Below are 25,225 nucleotides of genomic sequence, written 5' to 3' on the forward strand. Positions count from 1 at the left end.
GGATTTATATCTTCTTAGTCGTGATAAATCACTAAAATAGAATTGTTAAAAATAAATGATTCTTTAAATTTTATCTGGGCTTAATTCTTAATAGTTTAGTGTTATTAGAAATAATATAAATAATTCCTAGGTTTGCTTTTATAGAATTAATAAAGAACTTATTGGCAATAAAAATAGACGATTTGCTATTCATCAAAACAAAATAGTATGTGTAATATAAAAATTATTTTTATTACTAATAAAATAAACATATTTGATATCTATAACGTAATACTTAAGACAAATATTTTAAGAATATAACAGTTAACAGCATAAGCAAAATGTCTGAAAAACTTTTATCTAAATAAGAAATATTTTCGCAATTAATATAGTTTTAATGATTCATTGTTTCAGGTTTTTTGCTAATTATATAAAGGTAAATAATCGCAAAAATATGATCAAGCTTGAGCTTATAATAACAAGCTAAACATTATGAATTTATAATTCATAAACTTACTAGTAACTAGAGAGACAGATTGCTGCAGCTAAAGCTAGTTTGATTCTAAGCTACTTTATATGGTTTATAGTTTAATTTAAAACGTTAAATTATTAGTTATCTCAAAAAGTACTAATCTTACTTAAGGTACAAATAATTTCTAATTACATTTATCTCAGAAGAAATACCGCAGGATTTATCTTAAAAACTAATTTTATTCAGGAAAAGATTTACTTTATGGATAAAATCTACCAATAAACTACCTTTGAGAACTTGGGAGTACCAAATATTCATGCAAACAGGCAAAAAATCAATAAATCCTTACTCGCCGCACCTCTCAGCTTCGGCTAACTCGCGTAAGAAACGTCGACGCTGTGGGGATTCGTAACCAGTGAGTTGAGTTGTCGAGGCATGATTACGCATTTTTCTCAAATCCCTTGCGGGGCAGTTGTCTGTTCTGTTCATGGAATCGAAGTTTATCGGTTCTTGCGTAACGAACCCCTTGTTGAGAGCCGTTTAGCGTAAATCTATAATGGCACATTACTCAATAAACGTAAAGACTATTATCAAAGCCGTTCATCCAGCACATCAGCGGTAAGCAGCACTGGTGTTTAGCGTTACCTAATTTTATAGCAAGCCAAATATAATTATGTCACAACATTCAATAGTGTACTTCAAAATCAAGCAACCTAATTCAACTATTGGAAATGTTGTAATAGTTATTAATTAATCATAGGTTAGTGGTAATGTCAAGGAGGGATTGGTTAACTAGTTTCTGTTCTTCACTTATCTTCTTCAAATTATAATTAAAATTTAGTTGCTATTTTTATATTCATTGACTTTAACCGCCTATATAGTGAGCTTTCATTTCATAACAGAATAGTAATAGGCAGAAAAATACATTGTGATTTTATTAATTTTAACCACAAAAAGCATAATTAATAATATAGTGCTAAGTATTCTAAAAGTATTTAGGTCATTTATTATTTTTGATACACATTAAAAAGTAAGAATAGTTTTAATGCTTAAAATAAACAAACATCAGTATTTCTACACAATGACCTTGGCTAATATTATTTCTTATCAAGGTTAGTGATAAGAGTATTGTATAATAATTAAATATGCTTGGAAAAGCAATCATATTACTTTTTGATTTTACTTATAAAACCAAAAAGCATTAAAATAAATTAATATTGATGATTATGAATATCAACATTAATTTAATAAAAATAATTAAATTAATGCTCCAGTTTAAAATTATTAAATTGCTGATTTTTAAAGGGATAAACTATATTATTTATACGGCATATAATAGTTTTGTTATTAACTTATTGCATAAATTTCAAAATATATTCATAAAAATTTGTAAATTAAATTCTGCAACTTAAATTTTATATAATTTATTTTTATAATAGATTAAACTTATAATAAAAGACAGTGGCTTATTCAGCAACAAAATTGTATTAAAATCATAAATTGCTTTATTATATCACTTTAATGCTAAAATACCATGATAATTATACAATCGCTTGTTATCAAAAGCAACTCGATCTAGTTAACTATATTATTGATACTCTTGAATTCTTACTACAGGAAATTAAAACACCTGAAAATCATGATATTTGAGAGATTCTTTTCCAGCATTTACTTGCATAACATGCGAATACCTAATTTATTCATAATTTTAAAAGTTAAAATTATAGCTTTCATTTCTCTAAAAGTTAAATTCTAACTTGGCCACATCAATTCTTAACTTTTCTATTATCAACTATAAGCTTGATAAATTTTTACTAAAAATAAAATCATTGTACTCCTAACGTTTTTATTATAATTAAAATTTATATATTTATCTTTTTTATACTAAAAATTAATAGTATATTTGATTGATAAGTTTAGAGTTATTAAAAATAATTAACCTCCGAATTTAAAATATACGCGATATACACTGTTTAAAAGTCTTTTTTTAACCAATTGAAATTAAATAAAAAATTTACAGAGATATTTTAATAGTTTTAACCATATCTCTAACTATATCAAATTGTCAATAATCTATACGAGCCACTACCCGCGACATGATATATTTATCGTTGCGAACTTATCATAATTTTTAAATAACGATACTAAATTTAGATAATTGCTAAATTTAGAAACTGTTAAACAACACTTTTACTAGGTTAGCATATGATTCAGTTCTAGTATTCGACATATTAAGTTTCTAGAATCTATTTCTATATTATCAACATGATATTAGATTTCTTAATCTATATTAAAGATGTTATATGAGTAAGTGTGATTCTAAGCTCTAAAGCCAAGAGCATATCTGTTAATCTAATGACAGATAATTAAGTAAAAACAGGATGACCACATCAGATACTGTTAATGAACAGCTCAATAAGCTGCATAAGGCAATGGAAATCGCTAAAAAAAATAGAAATCAGCTTTTTATCGACAACATTCAACGAGACATTGAAGCATTAAAAATTGGTAAAGAATCTCCAATTATTCAGGAATATCTGACGAAAGAAGAAATAAGTTAATTAAACTTAATTAATGTCTTATACAATTATAATTCTTTATTTTAAAAATACTACTTACATCTTTACACTTTATCGTCAAGTAATTAAGTATGTAGAAGCTATGCTTTATGAACCTATTATGATTGATTCATACATTATAAACTGAAAAATACTATTGGTTTTGATGAAAGCTAGCGATTTTTTGACATATTGTTTTAGTTTTATTATCAACAGTACAAGTACTAAGAACACTAAAAACTCAGATAACAAACTTTCAACTTTGATCGCATGATTTAAATTAAGTGCAAATTTTTAGCAAGTTAATTTCTCACTATTGAAAAGTTTTTAAAAGCACAGACTAATACATTAATAAATAATTACGATATACACATGTCCAAGATTGTTGATTTGGATACCTTAGATCTGTAGAAAAATGAGTAAAATTTATTAAGTATTAGATTAAGTCATACTTAGTTATAAAAACTAAGTATGGCAGATACATACATTTTTCTAATAAAAAGATAAATGGTCGAAGGTATATCTGTTTACTGATTTGCCTCAAATGAACACGCTAAACACATTAGTTCAAATTTGTGATGAGTGTCCCCTCAGAATTAGAAATAAGGTAATGACCTATTTGATAAGTCAAGCCGCTATTACTATGTGATAAGCTGGACGACTACTGTCGCAGCACAGATATTACAGGCAGCCTAGTGCGGTGAGAACAACGAAGCCCGCAAAATGCTCACCGGAATTGACCGGAAGCATCTTGCTTCCAGTACCTCTGGGATTCTCAATAACGTCTAACAGATCTATCAATCACGGTTCTGTAGATAGAAAGAACAATACAACCCCCCAAGCATTGAGCCTGTCTGTGTCTCGCGCGGTATCGCAATCAACACTTTACCGACGATATCTTGGTTAAAGTGAATAATCTTTTGAATTTATCTCACATGAACCGGTCGCCAAATATCGCCTTTTTTAGTGGTACCGTGATCATTGCGATTATGGTGATGATTGCCTTCGCCAACATGGCCATTGCTGGTGGTTACTCTACAAATTATAAATTTGCGGAAACCACCCCTAAGGTTATTTAAGTACAGTAACATAAATTATTAGTATTAGCACTCGGCCGAGTTCAAAGTCTTAACTCCTAAATAGTGTTTGCTCGTCTGTTATGCTAAACCGCCTTGCGCGCTTAGTCTTCACGTTAACGTGATAGATCTTTTTATATAAACAGATATACAAACACAAACTAATTATAATTTCGTCATGAACTTTAGTTTAGTTTCTTTTCGGTTAGTTTAAGTCTTTCATCTAGTTTCAGCATATCCGGAATTGATCTATTAGAAGAAATCTTATTTAAATTTTGGCCATCTCGCACGGTATTAAAGACCTTGATTACTTGGTTGTCTGCATCATTTGTAGCGCTACTATCAACTTCACTAGATTATTAGATATGCTGATCACCTCATAGCATTGACATATTTTGTTAGTCTTGTGTCTTAGATACACACATATATGTAGCGCCGCATCAGATTGTCAACTACGTATGTGTTAGTGGTTTACATTTTCTAGAATACTATCCAATTTAGTTTTACATCCTTAAGAGAGATTCTACATCTACACATTTTTAGCTCTGCAGTTAGGCAAGGAATAACTTTAAGGAGACTAACGATTGAGATTAACAGCTCAATAAATCGTTATCAACAGCTTCAATTCTAGTATGCTTGGCTGTAATTGTAAGCCTAATTTTTATGTAGCTGATTATATATGTCATTAAAAATATTTTTAGTGCTTTCAGATAGCTTACAAAGTCTTTTATCTTTTTACCTGCTAATAAATAACTTAATTTCCTTAAGATTAATTCAAATCAAGAGTAATTCCATAATTATTTTAAGGTTTAGCTAATAGCCCCGCATAAACAATTTTAGTTTAAAATTTATCAAGTTATTTTTTGCTATAATTTTTCCCAAACACTAAACTAATATAAAGAACGCAGCAAAAAATTTTGACTCTCATATAAATATCTTCTTTACTAAATATAGATCAAAAAAGCAATTATCAAACCATATATTATAGGTCTGTTTCTTAATAATGAATAAAATACTCTTACTTGCCATAATATAATTGATAATCAAATTGATAACTATTTAACTTTTGTCTGTTTTGAGTATTACTTAAATAACAGGGTTTTACCTTACATCGCTGATATTTTTTTGAGTATATCTTTGTCTTACTAATCTTCTACAGGTACAAGAATAAGGAGCTGAGGCTAAAGTAATTCGATTATATTCTATATGTCCATAATTATCACAGGTTGGAAAATTAAAGTTTTTTATAGTATATACCTTAAATATTTAAAGTTTTAGGTTAGCAGAATATCAAATTATAGAGGGCTCTTAAGGCCACTATTTAAAAGACTTTTTAGATTTTTGACGGCTTTTTACTTAACGCTAATCACTGTCTCTCCTACCAAATTAAAAATCAACACGAGATTAATTGCTAGTGAATAGTAAACTAACTCTAACTCATTACATATTAATGTACTACCTTTTAATGTACTATCTTAATTTTCTAGTTTAAGTTGGTGAAGAAGAGAGGAGCATGACGTTACTAATCTTGCTTACCCTTTAGGTAACGAGACCGGAATTTAAAGAAACTTAATGCTCTGCTACTTTTGAGTATTCTGCTGTTGTCTTAATGGCTCTTTTTACTAACCGTTAGTTATAAATAAAAACCTGTAAGCTCAGAGGTGCTTGTGATCGATCGCAACTAATTACTCCCTTAGCAAATTTGAAGATCATATTGCAGCTGAGAGAGATAATAAAATTTTGGTAAATATAGGATGATCAGTTCATCTTCATTATAAGGCTAATCAGATCATTAATTCATTTTTAAGAGTGCTCTTATGAATTACTAATTGTGGTTTTGGTGTTTTAAATACCTCTGTTCAAAGCGTCCTATTAGCTTCTTCAATTTTTCATCTGCTCTGTATATATACTCTTAAACGAGAAAATTTTTACCAATATTATATACTTAATATATAGCGATTGTTGCTAACAACACCGACTTCTTTCGTAGGGAAATAAAGCTTGATTTAAGCCGCTAACATATGTATTAGATTAGAATTTATTTAGAAGAATTTCTAATGGTCTTCATATATCACAATGTTATCTACAACACCAAGCGATTTAAATCCTTGAAAATGTATTTTTGCTTCGACGAAGATTTTTACTAAAGCAGTCAATTTCCTTCAATTAGGAACTATACAAAAAAATCTGAGATGCATATATCTTCTCTTTTTAGCAGGGCAAAGATAGTTCCAGCATTCCCACGACAGATTCGAAGCTGTCGATCCAATACAGTAATATCTAGCCATGCAGAAGAACGCTGTTTTATTTCACGCATCAGCGGGAGTCTTCTTTTACCAAGCAATTGAGATCCAATTACCCAACCCCCTCGAATGAATCGAACCTCGACCCTCTTAACATTAATTATTTGCAGATTTGCCTGAACGCATATTCCACCAATTGATCCAAGCGGACCGCGAAGTCGTAGCAAATTGCATCCTCTTTTGTTAAAAGGATCAAGCACCTGCAAGTTATCAAGCCAAGGAGCTTGTTTCAGCCAAGGTTGCTTTGAACTACTCCAACGCAGCTCCCAAACTCCTTCTAGAAGCTCAGCATCTTTGGTCAAATCTGCAGGCTGCGCTATCTCAGCCGCGATAACCCGATTGCCAAGGCTCCTATCATCTGGTTGTCTCTGAAGGAGCTGAACCAGCTCACTATGGGCTTTATCCACCATTTTAGCCTCGGTCAGTCTGCTTGGAATATACTTGTCAGTGATGCTATCATTAGCAACCTATCAGTTCACATTATTAGTAGTATAAGCGAGATATTGAGTCTTGATGACAGTCACTCTGTGAGAACTCTTTGAGTTTGCATTACGCTTATAAGCGCAGCTCTAACACAAAAGTTGCCTGCCTAGCACATCTGCTGTCTTGACTATATTTAGGCAAAACTAATACTGAAGGCAATTCTCCCTGGTACACCTCTATAAGTAGTCTTTAATACGTTTTCGTTTCTGATAATACATTCGGTAAAAGCTGAGATAGTAGACCACACCTTGGCTGCCGGTGCTGGATGGATACTTGTAGATATAAAAATTTCACGGTTGACATTAATTAACATATTTTAGCGGTTACCTCTAACGTTTAAATAAAATTGGTTAGGTTTATAATTTCTTGATAAGTAAGGACGAAATTCCTGCGGCAAATGCTATTCGATAGATTAGCAAAAAGGCGGTAAAAACATAGAAGCTTTTATTACTGGTTAGTCAGATTCCTGCTAAAGTCTTAGCTAGTAAAGTCAATTGCACTAGCAGAATCTAAGTCTAGTTCTCAACTTTTGAGATTCTTACGGGTCCTATTTATATATGGGATAAAGATAACAGCAAAGCTTGGCAATGACTAGAAAGCACTAGCTACTAAGGTTGAGCTGATAGACAAAGTCCTGAAGATCAAGTGCACCAACTGAAAGTAAAAAATCAGAGAAAGTAGCTTCTGAGCTTAAATATCAAAAATATAGCCAACAAATAGTCAAGCTACTTTACTTTTAATTAAAGTTTTTAGGGTTAGTTGTTTATTAATATTGCCAAGTGTAGTGTTACTTTTATGACTCATTTTAATAGATTAAATTGCAAAAATTCTAGCAAAACTGGCAAAATGACACTATTTATAACTAAGAATACTTACCTATTTTTGAGACATTAATCGTATTAATCACAACAGATAAGCAAACATCGGTAGATTGCTATTAGTTTATAGCTATACAAAGATGAAAGCAAATTATTTGAGCATTAAGACCAGTACCAATAGTAATCTACTTATAATATAAACTATTGATTATTAATCACCACTTACTAAGTCTTTTAGCAGTTAAAAACTAATTAGTTACAATCTTGTCATAACTGTATAAATTACCATTTTTTCAGGTACTTAAAAATTTTAAGAGATATCAAAAATCATTAAAGATTAGAAATCTCCTAGAGAATTCCAAAAATAGTTTACAAAGCTACTTTATTGGTTCTTAAACCTAAAATATTTAAGCAGTCAAATTAATAAAACTTAATTAAGATTAAATAACAGCATAAATATTGTTACTGGTTAAATCATTCCACTAACGCTATTTTTAATAGTAATTACCGGATAGTTTTTGAGTCTAATCCTACATAGAATCAAAATCTAATTGTTAATTTTGAGGAATTTTTATACCTAAAGATCTTGTTATTATTTTTTACTATATTATTAAACTAAATCAACTAAATCTAGAATCCTAAAATTAAGAAATTACGAAAAGAAATAAAATTGTTATTACTAGATCTCACAAATTATTTCAACTAAGAAAAAATATTTGGGTTTAGCCAACTTTAAACTTTAAGATTACTTTAAATAAGTGTGCTATAAATATAATCTCTGTATCGCTAAATAGTAATTGTATTACAAATAAACAGATCGATTAAATTTTAATGAAACTTATTAACCTTTGAACAAATTCATATATTTCAGTCAATAATAAAATTTTATTAAGATAAGGGATCTATTAGCCAGTGAAAACAAATAGATTAAGCAGTTAATAAGACTAGAGTACCTTACATTTGATATTGTTAAGTATTTTCAAAAAACTGCTAGAAGATTGTTCGATTGAAGCAGAATTAGGAAAATAAAATGTACCCAAAACAGGTAAACTATATATAGACGAAAGCAATAGTTATTAATATTATCTTTGATGATACAGGTTGCACGTCTATCATGGTAATCTAATTTATGTGGATCATTCAGTTATCTAAATAAAATAGATATCACAGATTTAATAGCCGATAATATTAACTATTATGTCTAGTACGTCAGAAAGATCATAATGCAATTAATAGTCATCAATATCTTTCTGCTTTTACGCACGTTTTGCTCTTCAACTATGCGAATTGACAAAGAGAACCGAAGCTACTTACGAGTAAGAGAGAAGTTAGTCTTAAACTATGCGGCAACTAAACAATGCAAAGATTATTTCGACAAGGTAATTTTTCTTTGCTTTATACTCCTAAGAGGAGTAACTAAGAAGTCCTATATGATAGGTTTTAAACGTTGATAACGTTTAGCTTGGCTGCTAATACTACATCGGCTTGTGTTAGGCCATCTACTTTGTGGGTATAGATCAATACTTCAACATGTCCCCAGCCAAAAGAGAATTCAGCATGATGATTTTCGGCTTCACAGATTGCTCCCGCTGCATTTACCCAGTCAAGAGCAGTCTGAAAATCAATGAAGCGTAGGGAACGAGAAAGGTGATGATGAGCAATTACCTCCCAGCCTGGCAGTTGAGGGAGAAATGCTTTTAGCTCCGCTTCTGTGAGCTTTGGAGCACCTTCCCTACAGGGAATGCATGTTTGTTTGGCTAAATCCATCGAGATTTCTTGCTACCTCTTGAAATACGTCTACGGTGTCCAGACTACCCCCAATCCCATCATTAGGTAACGACTGATTTTGGTAGGTGCTTAAAGACCTACTGGACTCTGAGTGTTAGATTTAGCAAGTTTTGCTGATTTCTCGGCACGATGTTACAAATAAGCTTTCTATAAGTCATAAAAATCTCAACACTAGATCAGTCAGACTAGGAACCAATATTAGAAATACTTAATCACCCTAATACTGCATACAGCAATCGACTGCATACGTCAAATAACAGATTATTCAAAAATTGGACTTATAAACTATACAGTCAATGGCTTCTAGAGTAATGTCTATATCTAGAGAAGTCAAGCAGAGCCACTTATTTCTTTGAGCAGATTAGTATTTGCTCAAAGAAATAAGTGGCTCATCAAAAATTTAAGTCTACCTCGTCGAATGATTACAAGCATTCGCGAATAAATTAAGCATCAGCGATGTAGATAAAATACTCACTGACCCGCTTTTCAGACACCATCACAGTAATACCAATCCGCTGTTGGTTTCCAGGGCTAATTAATAAAGCTTTTAGTGGTTTTGCTTGTGTTATTCTGCTCGCATTAAAATAATGAAAAAACATGCAATGATGTATTGTCGGATAACAGCAATCTCTGTCTAACGATCGATATATGGTAGCGTTAAAAATAACTATCACTGCTCATTACTTTTTAAATATAAAAACTTTAGTCTAACTATTATTGTGATAGCTAAAAATTAAATTTGCATTTTAGATTACTCCAGAGCAATAGCTGGTGCAACTGGGATAATCATAGTATTTCAATAGTGATCAAGCACTAATCATTTTCGGTTGCAGGGCCAAAAAATATCGAACATACTGACCAAAATAGGAAGTCAATATACTGACTAAATTTGATTAGCTAAATCTAAAAATAAAAAATAATCCTAGAAAAATAGTAGAATTAAAATGTAGTTAAACTCACTCAGAAAGAGGAGCTAAAGTGCATTAAATTAGATGCTCATTTAGAATAAAGAAATTAGAGAAATAGTCTTTGCTTAAAGTATTTACTTAAATATTTTATATAATGGAGAGAAGAATTACTTTTCATCAACTATACTTTCAATAGTTAAGTTTTTTGACAATAAAAATTGAAGTGATTATCCTTTATAAGATAGGTAAAATTTTTATACTCTTAAAATCTATATAATATATAAGAGTATATTTTAGATACTAAATATGGAGTATTCTCAAATCGCTGATAACAATTTAGAAAATTTTAATACTGTCAATGATAATATCGAGATTTTTAGCTTTTCTCATCAAAAAGTTTTGTATACCTTGCAACATAAACCGAGTTAAAAAGATGACTTAATAGAATAATTAATTTAGGTTAGTAAGTTTTAGCAAGTTTAAATAATATTTGATCTAAACTAGCTTGCAGCTAGCTAATCAAAAAACTGTTACTTTGACATAATAAAATATTAATCAGCTATTGACGCAAGCAAAATTTTAAGTAGTTTTAGTTATATAGTTTAAATTCATGGAAGAAATTCAATGTCCACAATGTAACGCTATCTTTCAAGTTAATGAAAAAAGTTATGCGGATATTCTTAAACAAGTACGAGATAAAGAGTTTAAGCACGAGATAAAATCATTTAAAGACAGCTTAGAGCAAAAGCTTGAGGATACTGTAAGTAAGGTGAGAGCTGAAGAACAAAAATATGCTGCGGTTGAGTCTGTAGCAAAAGATAAAAAAATTGCAGAATATCAAGCAAGAATGGACAACTTTCAAGACAAAGTTAATTTAGCAATTAATAAAGCCACGGAATTACTAAAAATTGAAAAGTCTGAGCTCAAACATGCTAATGAAAAGCTAATAATTCAACACAAAAATGAGATTATTAATTTGAAGAATAATCATAAAAATCAGATTAATTTTCTTGATGAAGAAATCATTAGAATTAAAGAGATGAAGTCACGTCAATCAACCAAAATGATTGGAGAATCATTAGAGGTTCATTGCAGAAATAGCTTAAATAAAATAAGAGCTTCATTATTTCCTAATGCTTATTTCGAAAAAGATAATAAAATATCTAGAACAAACAGCAAAGGCGATTACATTTTTAGAGATTATGATGAAGAAAATAATGAGATAATATCAATTATGTTTGAAATGAAAAATGAAGAAGATAACACAAGGATAAAAAAAAAGAATGATGATTTTCTCAAAGAATTAGATAAAGATAGACAAGAAAAAAATTGCGAGTTTGCTGTCCTTGTAACCCTACTAGAACCTGAAAATGATCTATATAATCAAGGGATAGTTAATGTAAGCTATAAATATAGAAAAATGTATATCATCAGACCTCAATTTTTTATTGAAATTATTGTATTATTACGCGATGCAGCAAAAAATTTTGTTGGCCTCAAGAAAGAATTAGCTTTAGCTAAAGCAACAAATATTGATATTACAAATGTTGAAGAGCAACTTGAAATATTTAAGTCTTCGTTCATGGTGACAAGTAAAAACTTTTCTAATAATTTTCAAATTGTCTTAGATGAAATAGACAAGTCAATTAATCGCTTAGAAAAAGCAAAATTAGCATTATTAAAAGCAGATAAAAATCTTACCGCCGCAAATAAAAAGGTAGATGCAATATCGATCAAAAAATTGATAAAAAATAGCCCGCTTCTTATGGAAAAATTTTTTGAAAATAATTAATAAAACTATTGATAACTAATAAGATAAACAATATGCTTAAAAAGCAGGAATTTAGCTATCTATAACGTTGAAGTACCCCATATTTCTTCTTAATAGGATAATTTGTTCTATATTAGTACGTGCGCTATTTAAAATTCGCTTAAAAGTAATACTGACTAGTTTGTACGTCATACACAGTCGAATATTTTTAAGACATAACTGACTAGTGCAGAGGTACACCTTGCAATTAGTATCTCATGCAGACGTAACGTTCTTCATAATACTTTTCAATTGATTAAAACCGCCCTTTGATGCAAAAACGTATCTAGTAGTAGTTGACACAACAACCAGTAACTAAGTAACAGAATGTAACATTCTTTTAAGTGGCTACGTATTGTATGCCTCACATACTAGCAAAGATAAATTTTTTATTGATTAGTTTACAGGAGTATATTTGGACCACCAACGCATTAAGTGATTAGCACGAGCAATAACCGCTTGCTATCCTTGTTTCCTTAGGATTTTTGTTTAGCGGTGATTATGGATAGTTATAAAAGTAGCCATGAAAACATAGAAGCTTTATTCAAAATATAATCAGTAGTCAATCGAACAAATCTGAAAGAAATGGTATAAAATTAATCAAAATTTCACTAAATATATAAAGACTTATTATCAAATAAAACTAAAATAGTTTATTTAGATTTAATCATTGAAAACTAATTAGTTATTAAACTTAGGAATAACTATTGAATGTAAGCATTTCAATAAAAAGAATCTTTTTATATTTGCTTAATGGAATATTTGGCGTAACCGGCCAGCCTTTTACCAACCGAATCTCTTTCGATGCTTACTCCTAAAACGAGACTAGTGCTTAGAGACATCCTGACTCGTTTGTCCAAAAACGAAAAGGTGACCTTAAAAGAAAGAATACTTCTGCAAAAATGGGCAGACAGGCACTCTACTGTTTGGCACTGGCTCCGCAGAGCTAGATCAATTCAAGTGAGTGGTCATCTTGGACAAGATTCTGTTAACGGATTCATGCAACAAATGAATCTCCCAGGCCAATCACCGGAAGAACACTTTAACGGCTCACGAGATGATTTAGGAGATTGGTTTCAAGGGTCACCGCAATGGGTACGACGCAGTTGAGGGCTAAATATCTGTCTAAATTTACTTGATAGATAGAATCATTAGATTGGTGATTTAAATAGTGCAAACTATTACTCAGCATTTTTATTTAATCAGTACTTGTTTTGAATATCATAGTTCAGCAGCAATAATACAGCTCTATCATTTAGACATTTTAGTTCAATGATTAAATTAGCTATCATCTGACGTCTAATTCCCGCAATATCAAGAAACAAGCGTTTGATTCCTAAATAAAATCTCAACTAAGAGAATTATAAGCACATTCTTAATACAATTAAAATCTATTAATTATTATAAAAAGCTTGCGAATGTATGTAATGAGTCAATATATATTGAAAGACACTTTGTCCAAAATGTTTTCAATATTTAATAGTTTTACACGATAAGTAAAAGTTGTCGATTGTATAATTGTAAATATCTAGTGTTAAACAATTTTATTCACATAAATATTGATTAAATAATTCAGATTAACTATAAAGCTGCGTAATCTTTTAAAGAAAAATGTGTATTAAAAATATACTAAAAATCAAATTTTTATATCCTTAATTGCTTAATGGTTATCTTCTCTGTAAATTACCTCTTAGCTCTAGAGGACAGAGATATCCTAAAACTTCTGGGTGCTATCGAAAAACAATGGGGCGAAAGGTTATCGCAGATATTATGTCTGGAACCAAAAAGACGGCGTGGAGAAAAAGTAAGTTTAGCAGAAATTGCTATTGTGAAAACAAAGTACATATCGTAGCTGAAGCTGCAACTATCTAAATGCTCTTTGAAAGACTTTAGTCCCCATGACCGACACCATCCTATTTGTCGATAATCCTAACATCTACCCACAAATCGTTCACATTATCAAAAAACTGAAAGATAGCCCCTGGAAACTCAGATGTAACTACCGGTAGACTAGCAAAAATAGAGGTGGAGCCATAATGTAGCTGCCAAAGCTTTCATCAAGTTCTAGCAAATATCTATAAGAAAGTTAAGACTTTCCGACAAAAAATTAAATCATAAGCTATCAATAACTAGTCAAATAATAGTTAAAATGAACCCAATCATAAACAATGGTAAAATAAATATCTTATTTGCACTCCCATCAGAATAAATTCCATATAGGCATACAAGATTATTGCTACTGTAAGGCTGAATGCAATTCCTTGTCTTAGTAGAATCGATAGCAATAAACAAAACGCCGACAATAGCAGCAGTAAAAATTACGGTGAAGAATCTCATCTGTTTGGTGTGAGTAGAGAACGTCATCTGTTCGATATATTTGCTATTGTTTCGTTAAAATAAGTCAAAACTACATCACTCATTCAGGAAATCTTTTAATAATTTCTTATCCCCGTTTTAGTCAATCTGTAAGGACCTTATCGGCTTCAACATTCCAAAATACTGGTGCATCAGTATTCCGGATTTTTTAGTGGAATTAGGCCAAAGCCGTAGCTCACTATTAATCACTTTCAGCACCTCATCTTTTCGCACCATTTACATAACTGCAACCTCAATCAGAGCGCAAAAACTCACAAGACTAATAGCTCGCTTGATACTTACCTTCACCATCTATGGCCACGCTTTTGCCACCACTCTATCAATCTCCAATATCTCACCATCATTATTACATAACGCCAAACTAAAATCCGCTTGCATAATACTTGCCGCCAGTCGCACCGTATCGCCAATTTTTAAAACTTCTTTGGGAAACTCCATTACTTATGAAATGTGTTGACCACCATTGACATGATCTTTTTAGAAGCATCTTGTACTTCCTAATTCCATACGCGAATCATTGGAATGCCACTGGTCAAAAGATAGATCCACAGGTTCTCGTCTCTCCTATAGTTTCTCTAATTAAATTTGCTAGTCTCAACATCTTCAACGTGGCTTATATCATCGATTTTAATAGTGAGAGACCTTCCGTTATAAAAGACGATCAGGTTTAGTTTTATGTAAAGATTGCTTATTCCCTACTCAGGAATAAAAATGTTTGGTTCATAGACCACTAAGTAACCAGCTATCTCAAGAAAGTTGACTAGCTGTTTTTCAGCTGGATTGACGTTTTTCTTGAAGTGTTTTCATGGTTTTTCTGTTTTCAGCTGTTTTTTGTGGATTAGCTGTTACCTTTCTTAGGCGGGTATTTTTTCTTTTTAGGATACCATCTCTTCTCGGTACTTCAGTAAACCCCAAACTGCAAATTGTTTTTAGCTCAGGCTGGTTTGAGACAGGAGTAATTGAGTAAAAGAGTCCTTCAAAGAGATCTTCAATGCTATGTGAATAGCTTCTAATCCGTCCATCTGCATCTCTCCCCTTTCAGATTTCTTCTAGGCACAATTGGAGAATTACGTTTACGATTATGTCAGATGGTCGCCGAAAGGATTTCAGCAAGCTTTTGATTGTCTAGAAGCTCCTCAAATTTACTTCTCATTTCGTGACTTTCTATGGCAATCTTAAACCTTAAATTTAAAAAACAAATTTATATTCATCGATCCTGTGATTGCTTAGTTTGTATAAATGAACCTCGATCGCCTCATTTTCTGCCTCAGTTCTTTTCTCCGACTTGCTAAACATATATTTTCCAATTATTGAGTACCGCGGACACGAAATATCATAACTGATTCCATAAGAATTGTGCAGCATCTTGATCTCTACATAGACTTTCGCATTTGTTATTTGACGCGTCTACGATTCAGCTTTGATATGTGATACCTCATCCCGCTTGGCGAATCTCCGTACAGCTATTTGCTACGCCTTGTAAGATCTAGTCAACCTTTTATTCGTTTTTAAGAGCTTGGCTGAGTTTAGCTTTGAAAAGTTTGCAGAACTTGCTCTAGACAAAGACTTCTCTTTCCCATCCCATTCACTCAAGCGCCGCTATTTGTCGGCAAGTTGATTTCGGTTATTTTTGTCCCTGTGACTTCTTAGCCCAACTCTCTTAACCTTCTAAATCAACTATCGACCGTATCCCAGGCAACATCTTGCCAGGTTGGGGGCCAGTGGCCATAGTGCCTGGTGAAGTCGAATTGCTTTTGTGTCTGAACACGGCACAAAAAACCGCCCGCTGAGAAAGGGGCTCTTTTCTTGGTCTCAGAAATGCCCTTATGCACGAGGCGACAGAGTGTCGATTACTATCTCAGCGTGATCAGCCAAGGCGAAGAGAAGAGCTGCCACGAGGATTACAAATAACCAGCCCCGCGGCAAATCACCTGCGTAGCAGGACTGTGCCTTGGTTGGTATAGGTGAACGTGAAACCCTGCTGCTTTGTCCCACTTGCGGCAGAGATTGCCATATCATCAATGATTTGCCGTTTGAGATGCCCTTTACATAGGGGCTAAGGAAAAACAAAGACTTCCGTACCGCCGCAGCCAAGTCTTAAAAAGAAGTCGAGCGTTGCTGTCAACATGCGAACAGTGCGGCGCTTCGAGCGTTTGCTAAATAGATTCATTTAGCCTCCCTCATCGAAAGCCTCGATGCCTTTCCAACTAATGACTTAATTTCGGCAGAGCTTTTGTGGGCCTGTCATTAAAGACAGCAGCCTTTGCTGACGTACTCGCAATTAGTCACAACAATACTCAGGGGTCATGATCCCGTGACCTGGGATCACTACGGCCCTCCGGAACTATAAACCCAAGCTGGGCAACCGAATCGCCGAGAAAACCTTTGGAGCCAACTACAAGTCTTACTTGAACGTCGCCCTGCTGCATCTACAGGGCCGCAAACCAGCCCAGACATGCAAGGAAAGGCTAACTGAGCGCATCTTCGGCTGCTGTAGGGTCAATCAGAAGCCAGGCGTGAAACACGGCGAAGAACTCAAGCTGTGGATCGAAACGCCGAAATTACGCTCGGAGTGCTGCTTGGCCCCGAAGAAGTTCCTGGAATACGCAGTCGCCAGGCACCGATCAGCCTTAAAGGACTACCTGGGGCTACGCAATGTAGATGGCAAGCACAGGAAGAAGACCGTCCTCACCGATGACTAAGTGATGGAGCTGATTCAGCTACTTCCGGATGCCTGAGGCAACGTCGTAGCGATCAGTGATGCAGCACGAGAAGCTCTTCGTTTATGTCACTCAAGCCTTCTCTACTTCTAGAAATCGATTAACGGCAAGGAAAGCTCTGGGCGCCGACGTAGCAGAAAGAGATGGACTGAGCTCCCGAACCGGGCCGAGAGAAAAAAGGGGGAGGGGGGGAACTACTCATTTACATGTCGTTACAAAGCGCTTAACCTTTCTTCATCTCGATCATTTGCCATGACCTCCTCAGCATCAAGCGACAACTGGTATCAAAAGGATGCAGCAGCTCAGATCCGTACTGAGCGAAACCAAAAAGCTGAACTCTTAAACGGCCGCTTAGCGATGCTTGGCTTCGTTATTGGTCTGCTCACAGAGGCAATTACTGGCCACGGAATCTTGAGCCAGGTCACCTTCGGCATTTTTGGCTGAAACTGATGATTGATTACTCAACCGCTATTTGGGGCCTAGTTGCAATCACTGCACTGCTTTCGGCTGCTGTGATCTATATCTTGGCTCAGCCCACTGATTTGCCCATAATCAAAAATCGAGGTCATTAAGGATGTCGATCGACAACCGCTGTAGAGAGCAACAACGTGTTGCCGACCAAATGTTCACGGATTTCAAGTACACAAAACCTGGCTCTAAAGAGCAGATCCGAGCTTTAAACACTCTGAACTTCCTTGTTGGCATGTGGGTAGACTTCCTTTCGCAAGAAGAGAAGAGAATGCATTCTGCACTCACGCTTGAGTCCAGCACCTGAAACAGAAACTGAAGCTATTTTATTGACTTTGACGTGACAGAAAGAGATAAGCTGAACTCCCAAAGCGAGTTGACGCAGCCATATTTAAGCCAACGATGGTTGCGTGAAGAAGTGGCTGCTGCGTTTACTGCTCTCGTCAGCGACTTTTAATACCCAGCACAGGCGCATCACGGTCCGTAAGATAGAGTAACGAAATAGAATCAAGTCGGTTTGCTCTGGTGATCAATGGAGGGATCCGCGGACTTCTCCATCGCCATCATCATTGAGATCTATGCTTTCGAGCCAAAAGCCGATGAGCATGGCTCCATGAGCCAATGCCTTTAGATTAGCATTCGCGGGTGTTGCTTGAGGCGGATAAACCGTTCCACTTCAAGTTTCGGACACTTCTGTGCGTCGCATTAGCGAAGGTACCTCGGATATGCGAACACCTAGCCAGACCTTACCAATAGCTGGTCCACATTATGTTGGTGGTTGAGCAGCTTTGCCACGGTTCCCCGTAGCGATTGTTGTATGCACTCTCACAGTCACCTCAGACCCAACGGGCGTTAGGTGCTTGAGGAGTGCCATAGATGCTACTCCCCAAGGGCGTTAGAAGGTTTCTGGTGAATCAATACAAGCGAAGCGAACTGCGATGCTTCTGCTTCTTTCAGAAACTGGAACCGTGTCGCCATCGCCAAATAAAAACCATCGTTGCAGCATTGGCGCTAGTCACAAAGCAAATCGCGAAAACCGGTATTAGGAAAGGCTTTCATCGCATCCTTATTCCTGTTCTTTCCGCAGAGTATTTTGTAGGGAACACTGTCCCTGTCGCGATCAAACCTTGAGTTGCCTGCTCTGTACGATCTAACGGCTTCCTCACAAAAGCGGAAGATTCTGAAGTCTGAGCGGAGACGGATGGTGCGATCAAGACCGTCGCTGCCAATAGGACTGCAAAGCGCATCTCCTGTTGCTTGGTTCAACCACTGTTGTGGTCACTTCAACTGATAGACATCACAAGGAGGCTGGGCTCACAAAGGTGGCTGAAGTCATGGGAGTCCTCCTGTTACTGGTGATGGCAATGACCTGTCTGGTGCCTAAAAGAGTCGTCCGGAAGGCTGACTACCGCGCCCACAGACTCCCAAGGCTCCAAACTGACCTGAATTAGGAATAATAAATGAGAAGAGACTACGCCGCCATATTTCAAAAGAGACTTCAGAAAAAACTCCCTTGGTTAAAGGCGATGAAGCAGTACAAGGGAATGAAAGACAAGACATTATTCATTTACACAATTCTCACAAGGCCAAATAATCTAGTTAACAAAGCTAGGTCTGGCTGTTCCGAATGCACACAATTGAGCAAAAAATTATCTAATGTTCAAGAAATACTTAAGTAGCTCAAAGAAAATAGACCCGACCGAATTCTTAGAGGCAATCTCATCAAAACAGAGGCTTTCATGGATAAAGAAATTGGAGCTGAAAAGCTAACAACGGCGAAAATCAATCCTTATCAATTGATTTCCTCCTTGCTTCCTCAGGTGAATCGGCAGAGTCACCATAGTAAGACTGAGCAGTGGCTGCAAAGTTTATAAACTTGAATAACCTGGCTATAAATGTGAATCTTTCAAGAAAGCAAGGGTAGCTTAGACTTTTCTTAGGCCCTCGTCCAGTCCATTCTTTGAAATAGAAAGCACCATATACCATCAACTTATTTTCTATTTAAAGGATTTGCTCGGAATATTCTTCGTAAATTCCATACAAATCCAACCAAGCCCACATCAGCCTCGCTGAGGTAAAAGTAGCAGATGAAAATGGCTAGTATCCTCGAGATAATTGATGAATAAATCAATAGGTATTCCATATTTATTGTCTTCGAAGATGCCTAAATCCGCATGCTCTCTCCACGCCCTAGATAGCTCGTTACTCAGATAAAGCTCGATTCCAGCTGCTATAGCAGCTCCCACAAGAGGTTCAGCACCTTTTTGCAAGAGGTGCGTTATGGCCTCCGCTGCAAAAATCTCGTCACCATCTCGAAAGGAAAACTTGAGCCCCTTTAATTGTTTGACTAGTTCGGTTTTAATTCCAGTTTTTTCAAAGGTCGTGCCCTCCAATTTCATGCTTTCTTGTATGGAGCTTCTGTATCTATCAGGGCCTCGATCTTGATAACTTTTCTATTTTGAGTCAACCAGTACTCAGCAGTTTCGCCAAGAGCCTTGGAGCCTTTATTTTGCTTTCCATTCTTGAGAGTTGCTGTCTCCGACGGTATCAAGTAAGGAAAGGTATAGATAGTCTTCGAACCTCTACTGAAAATATCCAACTCTATATTTCGACTGTTTAACTCATATTTGCCGCACTTCGTCTAGTGTGTATTTTCCGACTCTTTTTATGCACACATCGTTTTTCCTTGCCCTGGATTTTGAGTGAGCAAAATGCAATGCTCTTTTTTTCCTCTTCTTAAGAACACATTGGCCCTGCACTCAGAGCAAACGATTAAGTTCTTACCGATTAACCATCCGCCATCGCTATCCATCTGCAAGAATTTCTCCACGCTCATTGTTTCAAGCTTTACGAGGGAGAATGCGTAGTCCATCAGTTGATTTTTCTGCGATGAGCGATACTGCCTACGCTGAAAGAGACAAAAGATCTAGCTAAGTAAACCTTCATCACCACTATTTTCCGCTCTGAATTTCTCTAACAATACTATCGATGGTATCGTTCAGCCTTGCTTCTCCGTTTTGCCCAGCCAGTTCCGAAAAGCGTCTCCCTTGAGGAATCAGTCTATTCTACGCTGATCCAACTGCTTCATTGAAACTCTTATTTAGGCGAACCAAATTGCTACCGACGGCATTGAACTTGTCGACGAACGTCAGAAACCACTTGTGCAGCTCAACTGCATTGTTTTGGATCTCCTCGATATTGGTAGCGATCTCTGCTTGTTGAATGGACATCGCCAGTCCCTTCAGGATTGCTAGCAAGCTTGTTGGGAACGTAAGGATGATGTTCTTGCTGAAGGCGTGCTCCAAGAGGTCTGGATTACGCTCAAGTGCCATCGAGAGCGCACCCTCCGTAGTAATAAAACAGCACTACACCGTCGACTACCTGCCCCAGGGAGCTGAGCTTGCTTGCGTAATCCTTCTTGCTCAGCAGGTCGATATGGCTGCGCACCTTCCGCAGGTGCTCCTTCAGGGCTGCCTCGCGTTGTGCATCATCGCTTGCTTGCAGTGCATCCAGATAGCTCTCAATCGGTGCCCTGGAGTCCACGATCAATCGACGTGAACCAGGGGTAGTGATGACGCAGTTAGGTCGGTAGGTAGCCTCTTCTGTCTTAACGTGAACCTGTTCATCAAAATCGCAGTAGCTGATTAGCCCAACAAACTCCAAGATCCTTCGCAGGTTAACCTCACCCCAGCGCCCCTTGACGCTTGGGGATCTAAGAGCTGATGTCAGTTGTTGAGCAACTCTCTGAACGTCTTCGCTGCGTTACCGCAGATCCATCGTGGTCTGAGCGAGCGCTCCTAGTTTTTCGACCGACTCCTTTTGCAGAACCTGCATCTGCTGGCGTAGTTGCTCCATCTGTTTGGCAAACGGCTTGCTGACGGTCTCTTTCGTTGACTTGAGGAGAGCATCCCTTGAGCCATCGAGTATTTGTCCGCTGAGGGAGCGGAACTGGCTCAACAGGTCAGACCTGGTTTGCTCTAAGAATTGGGTCCGACTCTCTTGAGAGCGAAGCTTCTCAGCGATTTCAGCTGTTTTCTTACTGAGTGCTTCTTTCTCAGAGCGAACCTGCTCGAATGCTGCGGTAGTGCTGGCCTGAGAGGTCTTCAGATCATCTCTCTCCTGCGTTACGGCACGAGTTGCATACGACTTACAGCCGCGACTTCCTTGGCTTCTTGAAGCTGGAGCTGTTGTTGCTTGATCTTAGCGTTCTGGGCTTCCAGTTGAAGGCTGAACTTTCCCAGTCCCTCGTTGGCTTGTCCCAGACGCTCCTCAAGGATTCCCAGGTCCCCAGTATTTCCAGCTGATCTGGACCTGCCAAATACCTTGCTCAGGATCAAGTCGACGATTACGCCGGTCAAAACCCCGGTGATGAAGAGGAGGACGGCTGACAAAACCGAACCATCAGCTCTGTTTGTCCTAACTCAAGTGTCAGAGCAGTTCTGATGCAGCTTCATAAGACGATCACTCCCTCAGCCTTCACTCGCTGCAATAAGAAAGTGTGACCCCAGATGAATCATTAATGCCGGGAACAACCTGATTCGGGTCACAGTTACACCCTGGGTCACAGGACCAAAACCTCGGGAAGATCGCATCCAAGACTCTGGGATTTGCGATAGTTAAGGGGGCCTTCCAGCCCCCATGAGTCATTTGGGTGATAAGGCTGACCTCACCCCATCTCCCTTAAAAGGGTCAAGCAGCAACAGGGGCTGTTTGACGGGAGAAACGTACGATGTTGTTCGCAGTTACGAGATTTGCTCTAACCGAGCAGGTTTCAGTCACTCTCCTTATGCCCCGTCGAAACCATTGCAGCCCCGAGAGGAGTAATGGAGCTGAGCGGAATCGAACCGCTGTCCGAAGCACTGGTGTGAATCACCTAGTTCGAAAAAACCGAACTCCGATATTCTGACAGTATTGCTCCCCAATAGCACAACAGATCGTGGGTCGTGAGAACCGACTATCGGCAGTGGCGGTATTTCCTCAGGGACTGGAAATTGCCGGCTGTGACGAGCTATCCGATTTGGGCGCCCACGACGTGCGTCCACTACGACGGGCCGTCGGCTTTCAAGCCGATATGGCCTGTCTCTATCGCCTCCATCTCCAAGCCCGTCTACCATTTCGCTTGCTCAGGGAAATGGCCCGTTTTCGCTGCCAAGGGCGCAACAGCCTTTACGACGGCGTCCGTCGAGCCCTTGACTGGGAGCGCTGGCTGCATCCCTCTATGAGTTTTCGCGTGGATGTTACCGGATCTGCGCCTGGGCTAAATCACAGCCATTATTCCGCTCTGCAAGTGAAAAATGCTCTAGTGGATCAACAACGAGAGATTTGGGGTAGACGCTCATCGATTGACCTAAAAACCCCTGATCTTTCATTGCATCTTCATCTCAACGGTGGAACAGCGGTGCTCAGCCTAGATGGCAGTAGAGGAAGTTTGCATCGCCGAGGCTATCGAGTCGCCATGGGGACGGCTCCCTTAAAGGAAAACCTGGCCGCAGGGCTAATTCGGCTCACTGGCTGGGATGCCTCGGTTCCTCTTGTGGACCCTTGTTGCGGATCTGGAGCACTCTTAATCGAAGCTGCCCTCATGGCACTCCAACAGGCTCCTGGTCTTGGTCATATCTTCAGCTTGAAAAGCTGGGCTGATTTTCAGCCTGAGCTCTGGCAACAAGAAAGTACTAAAGCGCAGCGACAACGTCGTAGAAATTTCAAGTTGCCACCCTTGCTTGGCATCGAAAAGGATCCAGCGGTAGCCGATCAAGCACGAAGCAATATAGCTGCAGCAGGATTACAAAAGATAATTGAAATCCGAGATGGATCTTTTACAGCGCAGGACTTGCCGGAGGAACCTGGAGTTTTGGTTTGCAATCCTCCTTATGGTAAACGTATCGGTAATCAGAAAGATCTAGACCATCTTTATACGACTTTAGGCATATTCGCTCGCGAAAAAGCTGTAGGTTGGCAACTATGGCTACTCAGCGGTAATCCAAAACTGACAAACAGCCTTCACATGAAAACATCAAGGCGCATTCCTATAAGTAACGGAGGTGTCGACTGCCGCTGGTTACAGTACAGCATTTATTAGTAAGCATTAGTAAGCAGCAGATAAAATTCAAATAATTCTGAACTACGACATGGCAAAGAAATTGACCTAAAATATATAATAAATAGAACTACGGCGATTTAACAATTAAAATTAAATAACAACAATGATGTTAAATAGATTTTAAATACGCCCTATTAAAGCCCGCATGGTTTTTGTTACACCTTCGACTGTCTGTGGTAAAAACGGGCCTTTGAGAACCTGACCACCAATACGCAGTGTCACACCTGCAAAAACTAAATTACCAATAGCTAAAATAATCAAAGCCTGAATCAGACTTAGGCTCCAACGGCGTTGAGTCCAGAGAAGCAAGGCACTTTCTCCCGCCAACAGAGCTAGCATCATGGCCACACCTGCCATTGTCAAAAATAGACCGCCATTGATTAACCGACGTTTCTCGCGGTCGACCTCTTGAAATGCGATTCGCACATGCAGATCCATCACCGATGCCGCCAAAGCGGTAACTCGTGCTGCAGCACCAAAACCTCGTGAGGATTGTGATTCAGTCATCAAGAACGCCGACCTCCACGGAGCATGGCACCGAGTAATACACCAACACCGAGTGCCACACCGACAGCCAGCAGGGGACGCTGACGCACCGGCTGTTCAATCCGAGGTCGAAGTGTGTTGTTGAGCTCATCCAATAACTGCTCTAATTGCTCCTCAATAGGATCGAGAGCATCCGCCAGGTTTTTACCACGATCGCCAGTGCTATGCATCAGCTCCTCCAACTGTTCGCGAACACCCTGAGGAGTAAGGCCGGTATTTCGCTCAATTAATCCCACGAGTTCATCAAAACTGCCGCGCGTCGCTTCCAGCGTATGGTGCGTCAAGTCGGGCCATCGTTTCTGGATGGTTGGCAGCAAGCTATCGAAACGATTGCGAAATTGGTGCTCGAAGTTGCCATTTGGCTGCGGCGAGGTCAAGTCCATAAAAAACGCCGTTGGCAAAACTATTCCCAGAGAGTAGGAAGACTGCAGCTTTCGAGAAGGTCTATGCCTCGCTATGCATTGTTGCGACATACCAGGGTGCCCAACGATCCAAATGGCTGTCATGTGGACCTTTTACTTGAAGATGGCACTGCCTGCCGCACTTGGCGTCTACCAGATGTGCCGTCCACAAACGGACTAAAACAAGACGCCATACCCCTGCCAGACCATGATCTGACCTGGCTAAACCCTGGCAGTGCACCAGTCTCAGGAGGACGTGGTTGGGCTGAACGCATTCGAGCTGGCCGTTATCAAGGTGAACTACCTGCCAATAAAAGAGTTCCTGTTAATGTGACACTGCTTGATGGTGATCTATCCGGGCATCTGCAAATCGCTGAAGGGCAATGTTGCCTATTAAAACTTTAGGATCTTCGAAGTCT

General features: G+C 37.4%; 29 protein-coding genes. 13 read left to right on the plus strand and 16 right to left on the minus strand.

Going from position 1 to position 25,225, the window contains the following annotated elements; genetic code table 11:
• Positions 1–796: 796 nt before the first annotated feature.
• Positions 797–940 carry a hypothetical protein gene (locus ABWV55_RS08905; RefSeq protein ID WP_353291700.1) on the minus strand — a complete coding sequence of 48 codons (144 nt, stop codon included), beginning with the start codon at positions 938–940 and terminating at the stop codon, positions 797–799.
• A 1,892-nt stretch (positions 941–2,832) separates the two neighbouring features.
• Here ABWV55_RS08905 and ABWV55_RS08910 point away from each other — a divergent pair.
• Together ABWV55_RS08910 and ABWV55_RS08915 are read left to right on the plus strand one after the other, a co-directional pair.
• Positions 2,833–3,012, plus strand: coding sequence for a hypothetical protein (locus ABWV55_RS08910; RefSeq protein WP_353291701.1), 180 nt, complete (start codon positions 2,833–2,835; stop codon positions 3,010–3,012).
• A gap of 932 nt (positions 3,013–3,944) precedes the next feature.
• On the plus strand, positions 3,945–4,088 hold the full coding sequence (locus tag ABWV55_RS08915) for a hypothetical protein (RefSeq protein WP_353291702.1): 144 nt from the start codon (positions 3,945–3,947) through the stop codon (positions 4,086–4,088).
• Between the two features lie 2,170 nt (positions 4,089–6,258).
• Here ABWV55_RS08915 and ABWV55_RS08920 read toward each other — a convergent pair.
• A complete protein-coding gene (locus ABWV55_RS08920) occupies positions 6,259–6,798 on the minus strand; it encodes a PAP/fibrillin family protein (protein ID WP_353291703.1) in 540 nt (179 codons plus the stop codon).
• A 2,331-nt stretch (positions 6,799–9,129) separates the two neighbouring features.
• Positions 9,130–9,456, minus strand: coding sequence for a 4a-hydroxytetrahydrobiopterin dehydratase (locus ABWV55_RS08925; RefSeq protein ID WP_353291704.1), 327 nt, complete (start codon positions 9,454–9,456; stop codon positions 9,130–9,132).
• Positions 9,457–10,995: 1,539 nt separating this feature from the next.
• Between ABWV55_RS08925 and ABWV55_RS08930 the strand changes: the two genes are divergently transcribed.
• Both ABWV55_RS08930 and ABWV55_RS08935 read left to right on the plus strand, forming a co-directional pair.
• Complete coding sequence (locus tag ABWV55_RS08930; protein WP_353291705.1) at positions 10,996–12,177, plus strand: DUF2130 domain-containing protein; 1,182 nt, start codon at positions 10,996–10,998, stop codon at positions 12,175–12,177.
• Between the two features lie 822 nt (positions 12,178–12,999).
• A complete protein-coding gene (locus tag ABWV55_RS08935) occupies positions 13,000–13,305 on the plus strand; it encodes a hypothetical protein (RefSeq protein WP_353291706.1) in 306 nt (101 codons plus the stop codon).
• A 1,557-nt stretch (positions 13,306–14,862) separates the two neighbouring features.
• Here the strand turns inward: ABWV55_RS08935 and ABWV55_RS08940 are convergent.
• The 4 genes from ABWV55_RS08940 to ABWV55_RS08955 form a co-directional block, all read right to left on the minus strand.
• A complete protein-coding gene (locus ABWV55_RS08940; protein WP_353291707.1) occupies positions 14,863–15,009 on the minus strand; it encodes a hypothetical protein in 147 nt (48 codons plus the stop codon).
• Between the two features lie 1,235 nt (positions 15,010–16,244).
• Positions 16,245–16,403, minus strand: a complete 159-nt coding sequence (locus tag ABWV55_RS08945; protein ID WP_353291708.1) for a hypothetical protein — start codon at positions 16,401–16,403, stop codon at positions 16,245–16,247.
• Positions 16,396–16,665 carry a hypothetical protein gene (locus ABWV55_RS08950; RefSeq protein WP_353291709.1) on the minus strand — a complete coding sequence of 90 codons (270 nt, stop codon included), beginning with the start codon at positions 16,663–16,665 and terminating at the stop codon, positions 16,396–16,398. Before ABWV55_RS08950 ends, ABWV55_RS08945 begins: the two co-directional genes overlap by 8 nt.
• A gap of 203 nt (positions 16,666–16,868) precedes the next feature.
• A complete protein-coding gene (locus tag ABWV55_RS08955) occupies positions 16,869–17,000 on the minus strand; it encodes a hypothetical protein (RefSeq protein ID WP_353291710.1) in 132 nt (43 codons plus the stop codon).
• Positions 17,001–17,113: 113 nt separating this feature from the next.
• Between ABWV55_RS08955 and ABWV55_RS08960 the strand changes: the two genes are divergently transcribed.
• The 4 genes from ABWV55_RS08960 (at position 17,114) to ABWV55_RS08975 (ending at position 17,863) form a co-directional block, all read left to right on the plus strand.
• Entirely contained in the window at positions 17,114–17,269 is a 156-nt protein-coding gene (locus ABWV55_RS08960; RefSeq protein ID WP_353291711.1) for a hypothetical protein, read from the plus strand.
• 62 nt (positions 17,270–17,331) lie between these two features.
• Entirely contained in the window at positions 17,332–17,547 is a 216-nt protein-coding gene (locus ABWV55_RS08965) for a hypothetical protein (RefSeq protein ID WP_353291712.1), read from the plus strand.
• Entirely contained in the window at positions 17,544–17,735 is a 192-nt protein-coding gene (locus ABWV55_RS08970) for a chlorophyll a/b-binding protein (RefSeq protein ID WP_353291713.1), read from the plus strand. The genes ABWV55_RS08965 and ABWV55_RS08970 overlap by 4 nt, the downstream gene beginning before the upstream one ends.
• A 5-nt stretch (positions 17,736–17,740) precedes the next feature.
• On the plus strand, positions 17,741–17,863 hold the full coding sequence (locus tag ABWV55_RS08975; RefSeq protein ID WP_353291714.1) for a hypothetical protein: 123 nt from the start codon (positions 17,741–17,743) through the stop codon (positions 17,861–17,863).
• A gap of 907 nt (positions 17,864–18,770) precedes the next feature.
• On the opposite strand, the gene ABWV55_RS08980 is transcribed toward ABWV55_RS08975, so the two are convergent.
• Positions 18,771–19,025, minus strand: a complete 255-nt coding sequence (locus ABWV55_RS08980) for a hypothetical protein (protein WP_353291715.1) — start codon at positions 19,023–19,025, stop codon at positions 18,771–18,773.
• An 8-nt stretch (positions 19,026–19,033) separates the two neighbouring features.
• Here ABWV55_RS08980 and ABWV55_RS08985 point away from each other — a divergent pair, with 8 nt between their 5' ends.
• Complete coding sequence (locus ABWV55_RS08985; RefSeq protein WP_353291716.1) at positions 19,034–19,210, plus strand: hypothetical protein; 177 nt, start codon at positions 19,034–19,036, stop codon at positions 19,208–19,210.
• Positions 19,211–19,819: 609 nt separating this feature from the next.
• On the opposite strand, the gene ABWV55_RS08990 is transcribed toward ABWV55_RS08985, so the two are convergent.
• The 4 genes from ABWV55_RS08990 to ABWV55_RS09005 all read right to left on the minus strand — a co-directional run bounded on the left by ABWV55_RS08990 (position 19,820) and on the right by ABWV55_RS09005 (position 21,488).
• Entirely contained in the window at positions 19,820–20,158 is a 339-nt protein-coding gene (locus ABWV55_RS08990; protein ID WP_353291717.1) for a hypothetical protein, read from the minus strand.
• 266 nt (positions 20,159–20,424) lie between these two features.
• The gene (locus ABWV55_RS08995) at positions 20,425–20,631 is read right to left on the minus strand and encodes a hypothetical protein (protein ID WP_353291718.1); all 207 of its coding nucleotides are present in this window, start codon (positions 20,629–20,631) and stop codon (positions 20,425–20,427) included.
• 193 nt (positions 20,632–20,824) lie between these two features.
• Complete coding sequence (gene rmuC, locus ABWV55_RS09000; protein WP_353291719.1) at positions 20,825–21,091, minus strand: DNA recombination protein RmuC; 267 nt, start codon at positions 21,089–21,091, stop codon at positions 20,825–20,827.
• Positions 21,081–21,488: a DNA recombination protein RmuC gene (locus ABWV55_RS09005; protein WP_353292727.1), complete on the minus strand. Its 408-nt coding sequence runs from the start codon at positions 21,486–21,488 to the stop codon at positions 21,081–21,083. Before ABWV55_RS09005 ends, rmuC begins: the two co-directional genes overlap by 11 nt.
• Here ABWV55_RS09005 and ABWV55_RS09010 point away from each other — a divergent pair.
• The gene (locus ABWV55_RS09010) at positions 21,482–21,637 is read left to right on the plus strand and encodes a hypothetical protein (RefSeq protein ID WP_353291720.1); all 156 of its coding nucleotides are present in this window, start codon (positions 21,482–21,484) and stop codon (positions 21,635–21,637) included. The two genes, ABWV55_RS09005 and ABWV55_RS09010, sit on opposite strands and share 7 nt — an antisense overlap.
• A 246-nt stretch (positions 21,638–21,883) precedes the next feature.
• Here ABWV55_RS09010 and ABWV55_RS09015 read toward each other — a convergent pair whose 3' ends face one another.
• The gene (locus ABWV55_RS09015) at positions 21,884–22,150 is read right to left on the minus strand and encodes a hypothetical protein (RefSeq protein WP_353291721.1); all 267 of its coding nucleotides are present in this window, start codon (positions 22,148–22,150) and stop codon (positions 21,884–21,886) included.
• 78 nt (positions 22,151–22,228) lie between these two features.
• Entirely contained in the window at positions 22,229–22,351 is a 123-nt protein-coding gene (locus ABWV55_RS09020) for a hypothetical protein (protein WP_353291722.1), read from the minus strand.
• Between the two features lie 46 nt (positions 22,352–22,397).
• On the opposite strand from ABWV55_RS09020, the gene ABWV55_RS09025 reads away from it, so the two are divergent.
• Positions 22,398–22,583, plus strand: coding sequence for a hypothetical protein (locus tag ABWV55_RS09025; protein ID WP_353291723.1), 186 nt, complete (start codon positions 22,398–22,400; stop codon positions 22,581–22,583).
• A 112-nt stretch (positions 22,584–22,695) separates the two neighbouring features.
• Positions 22,696–23,838, plus strand: coding sequence for a class I SAM-dependent RNA methyltransferase (locus ABWV55_RS09030; RefSeq protein ID WP_353291724.1), 1,143 nt, complete (start codon positions 22,696–22,698; stop codon positions 23,836–23,838).
• A 141-nt stretch (positions 23,839–23,979) separates the two neighbouring features.
• Here ABWV55_RS09030 and ABWV55_RS09035 read toward each other — a convergent pair whose 3' ends face one another.
• Both ABWV55_RS09035 and ABWV55_RS09040 read right to left on the minus strand, forming a co-directional pair.
• Positions 23,980–24,366 (minus strand): phage holin family protein, encoded by a 387-nt coding sequence (locus ABWV55_RS09035; protein ID WP_353291725.1) that lies wholly within the window; start codon positions 24,364–24,366, stop codon positions 23,980–23,982.
• Complete coding sequence (locus ABWV55_RS09040; RefSeq protein ID WP_353291726.1) at positions 24,366–24,788, minus strand: hypothetical protein; 423 nt, start codon at positions 24,786–24,788, stop codon at positions 24,366–24,368. The genes ABWV55_RS09035 and ABWV55_RS09040 overlap by 1 nt, the downstream gene beginning before the upstream one ends.
• Between ABWV55_RS09040 and ABWV55_RS09045 the strand changes: the two genes are divergently transcribed.
• Positions 24,678–25,211, plus strand: a complete 534-nt coding sequence (locus ABWV55_RS09045; protein ID WP_353292810.1) for a hypothetical protein — start codon at positions 24,678–24,680, stop codon at positions 25,209–25,211. The two genes, ABWV55_RS09040 and ABWV55_RS09045, sit on opposite strands and share 111 nt — an antisense overlap.
• Positions 25,212–25,225: the final 14 nt, after the last annotated feature.

Source organism: Synechococcus sp. M16CYN, from assembly GCF_040371545.1.
Lineage (GTDB): Bacteria > Cyanobacteriota > Cyanobacteriia > PCC-6307 > Cyanobiaceae > Parasynechococcus.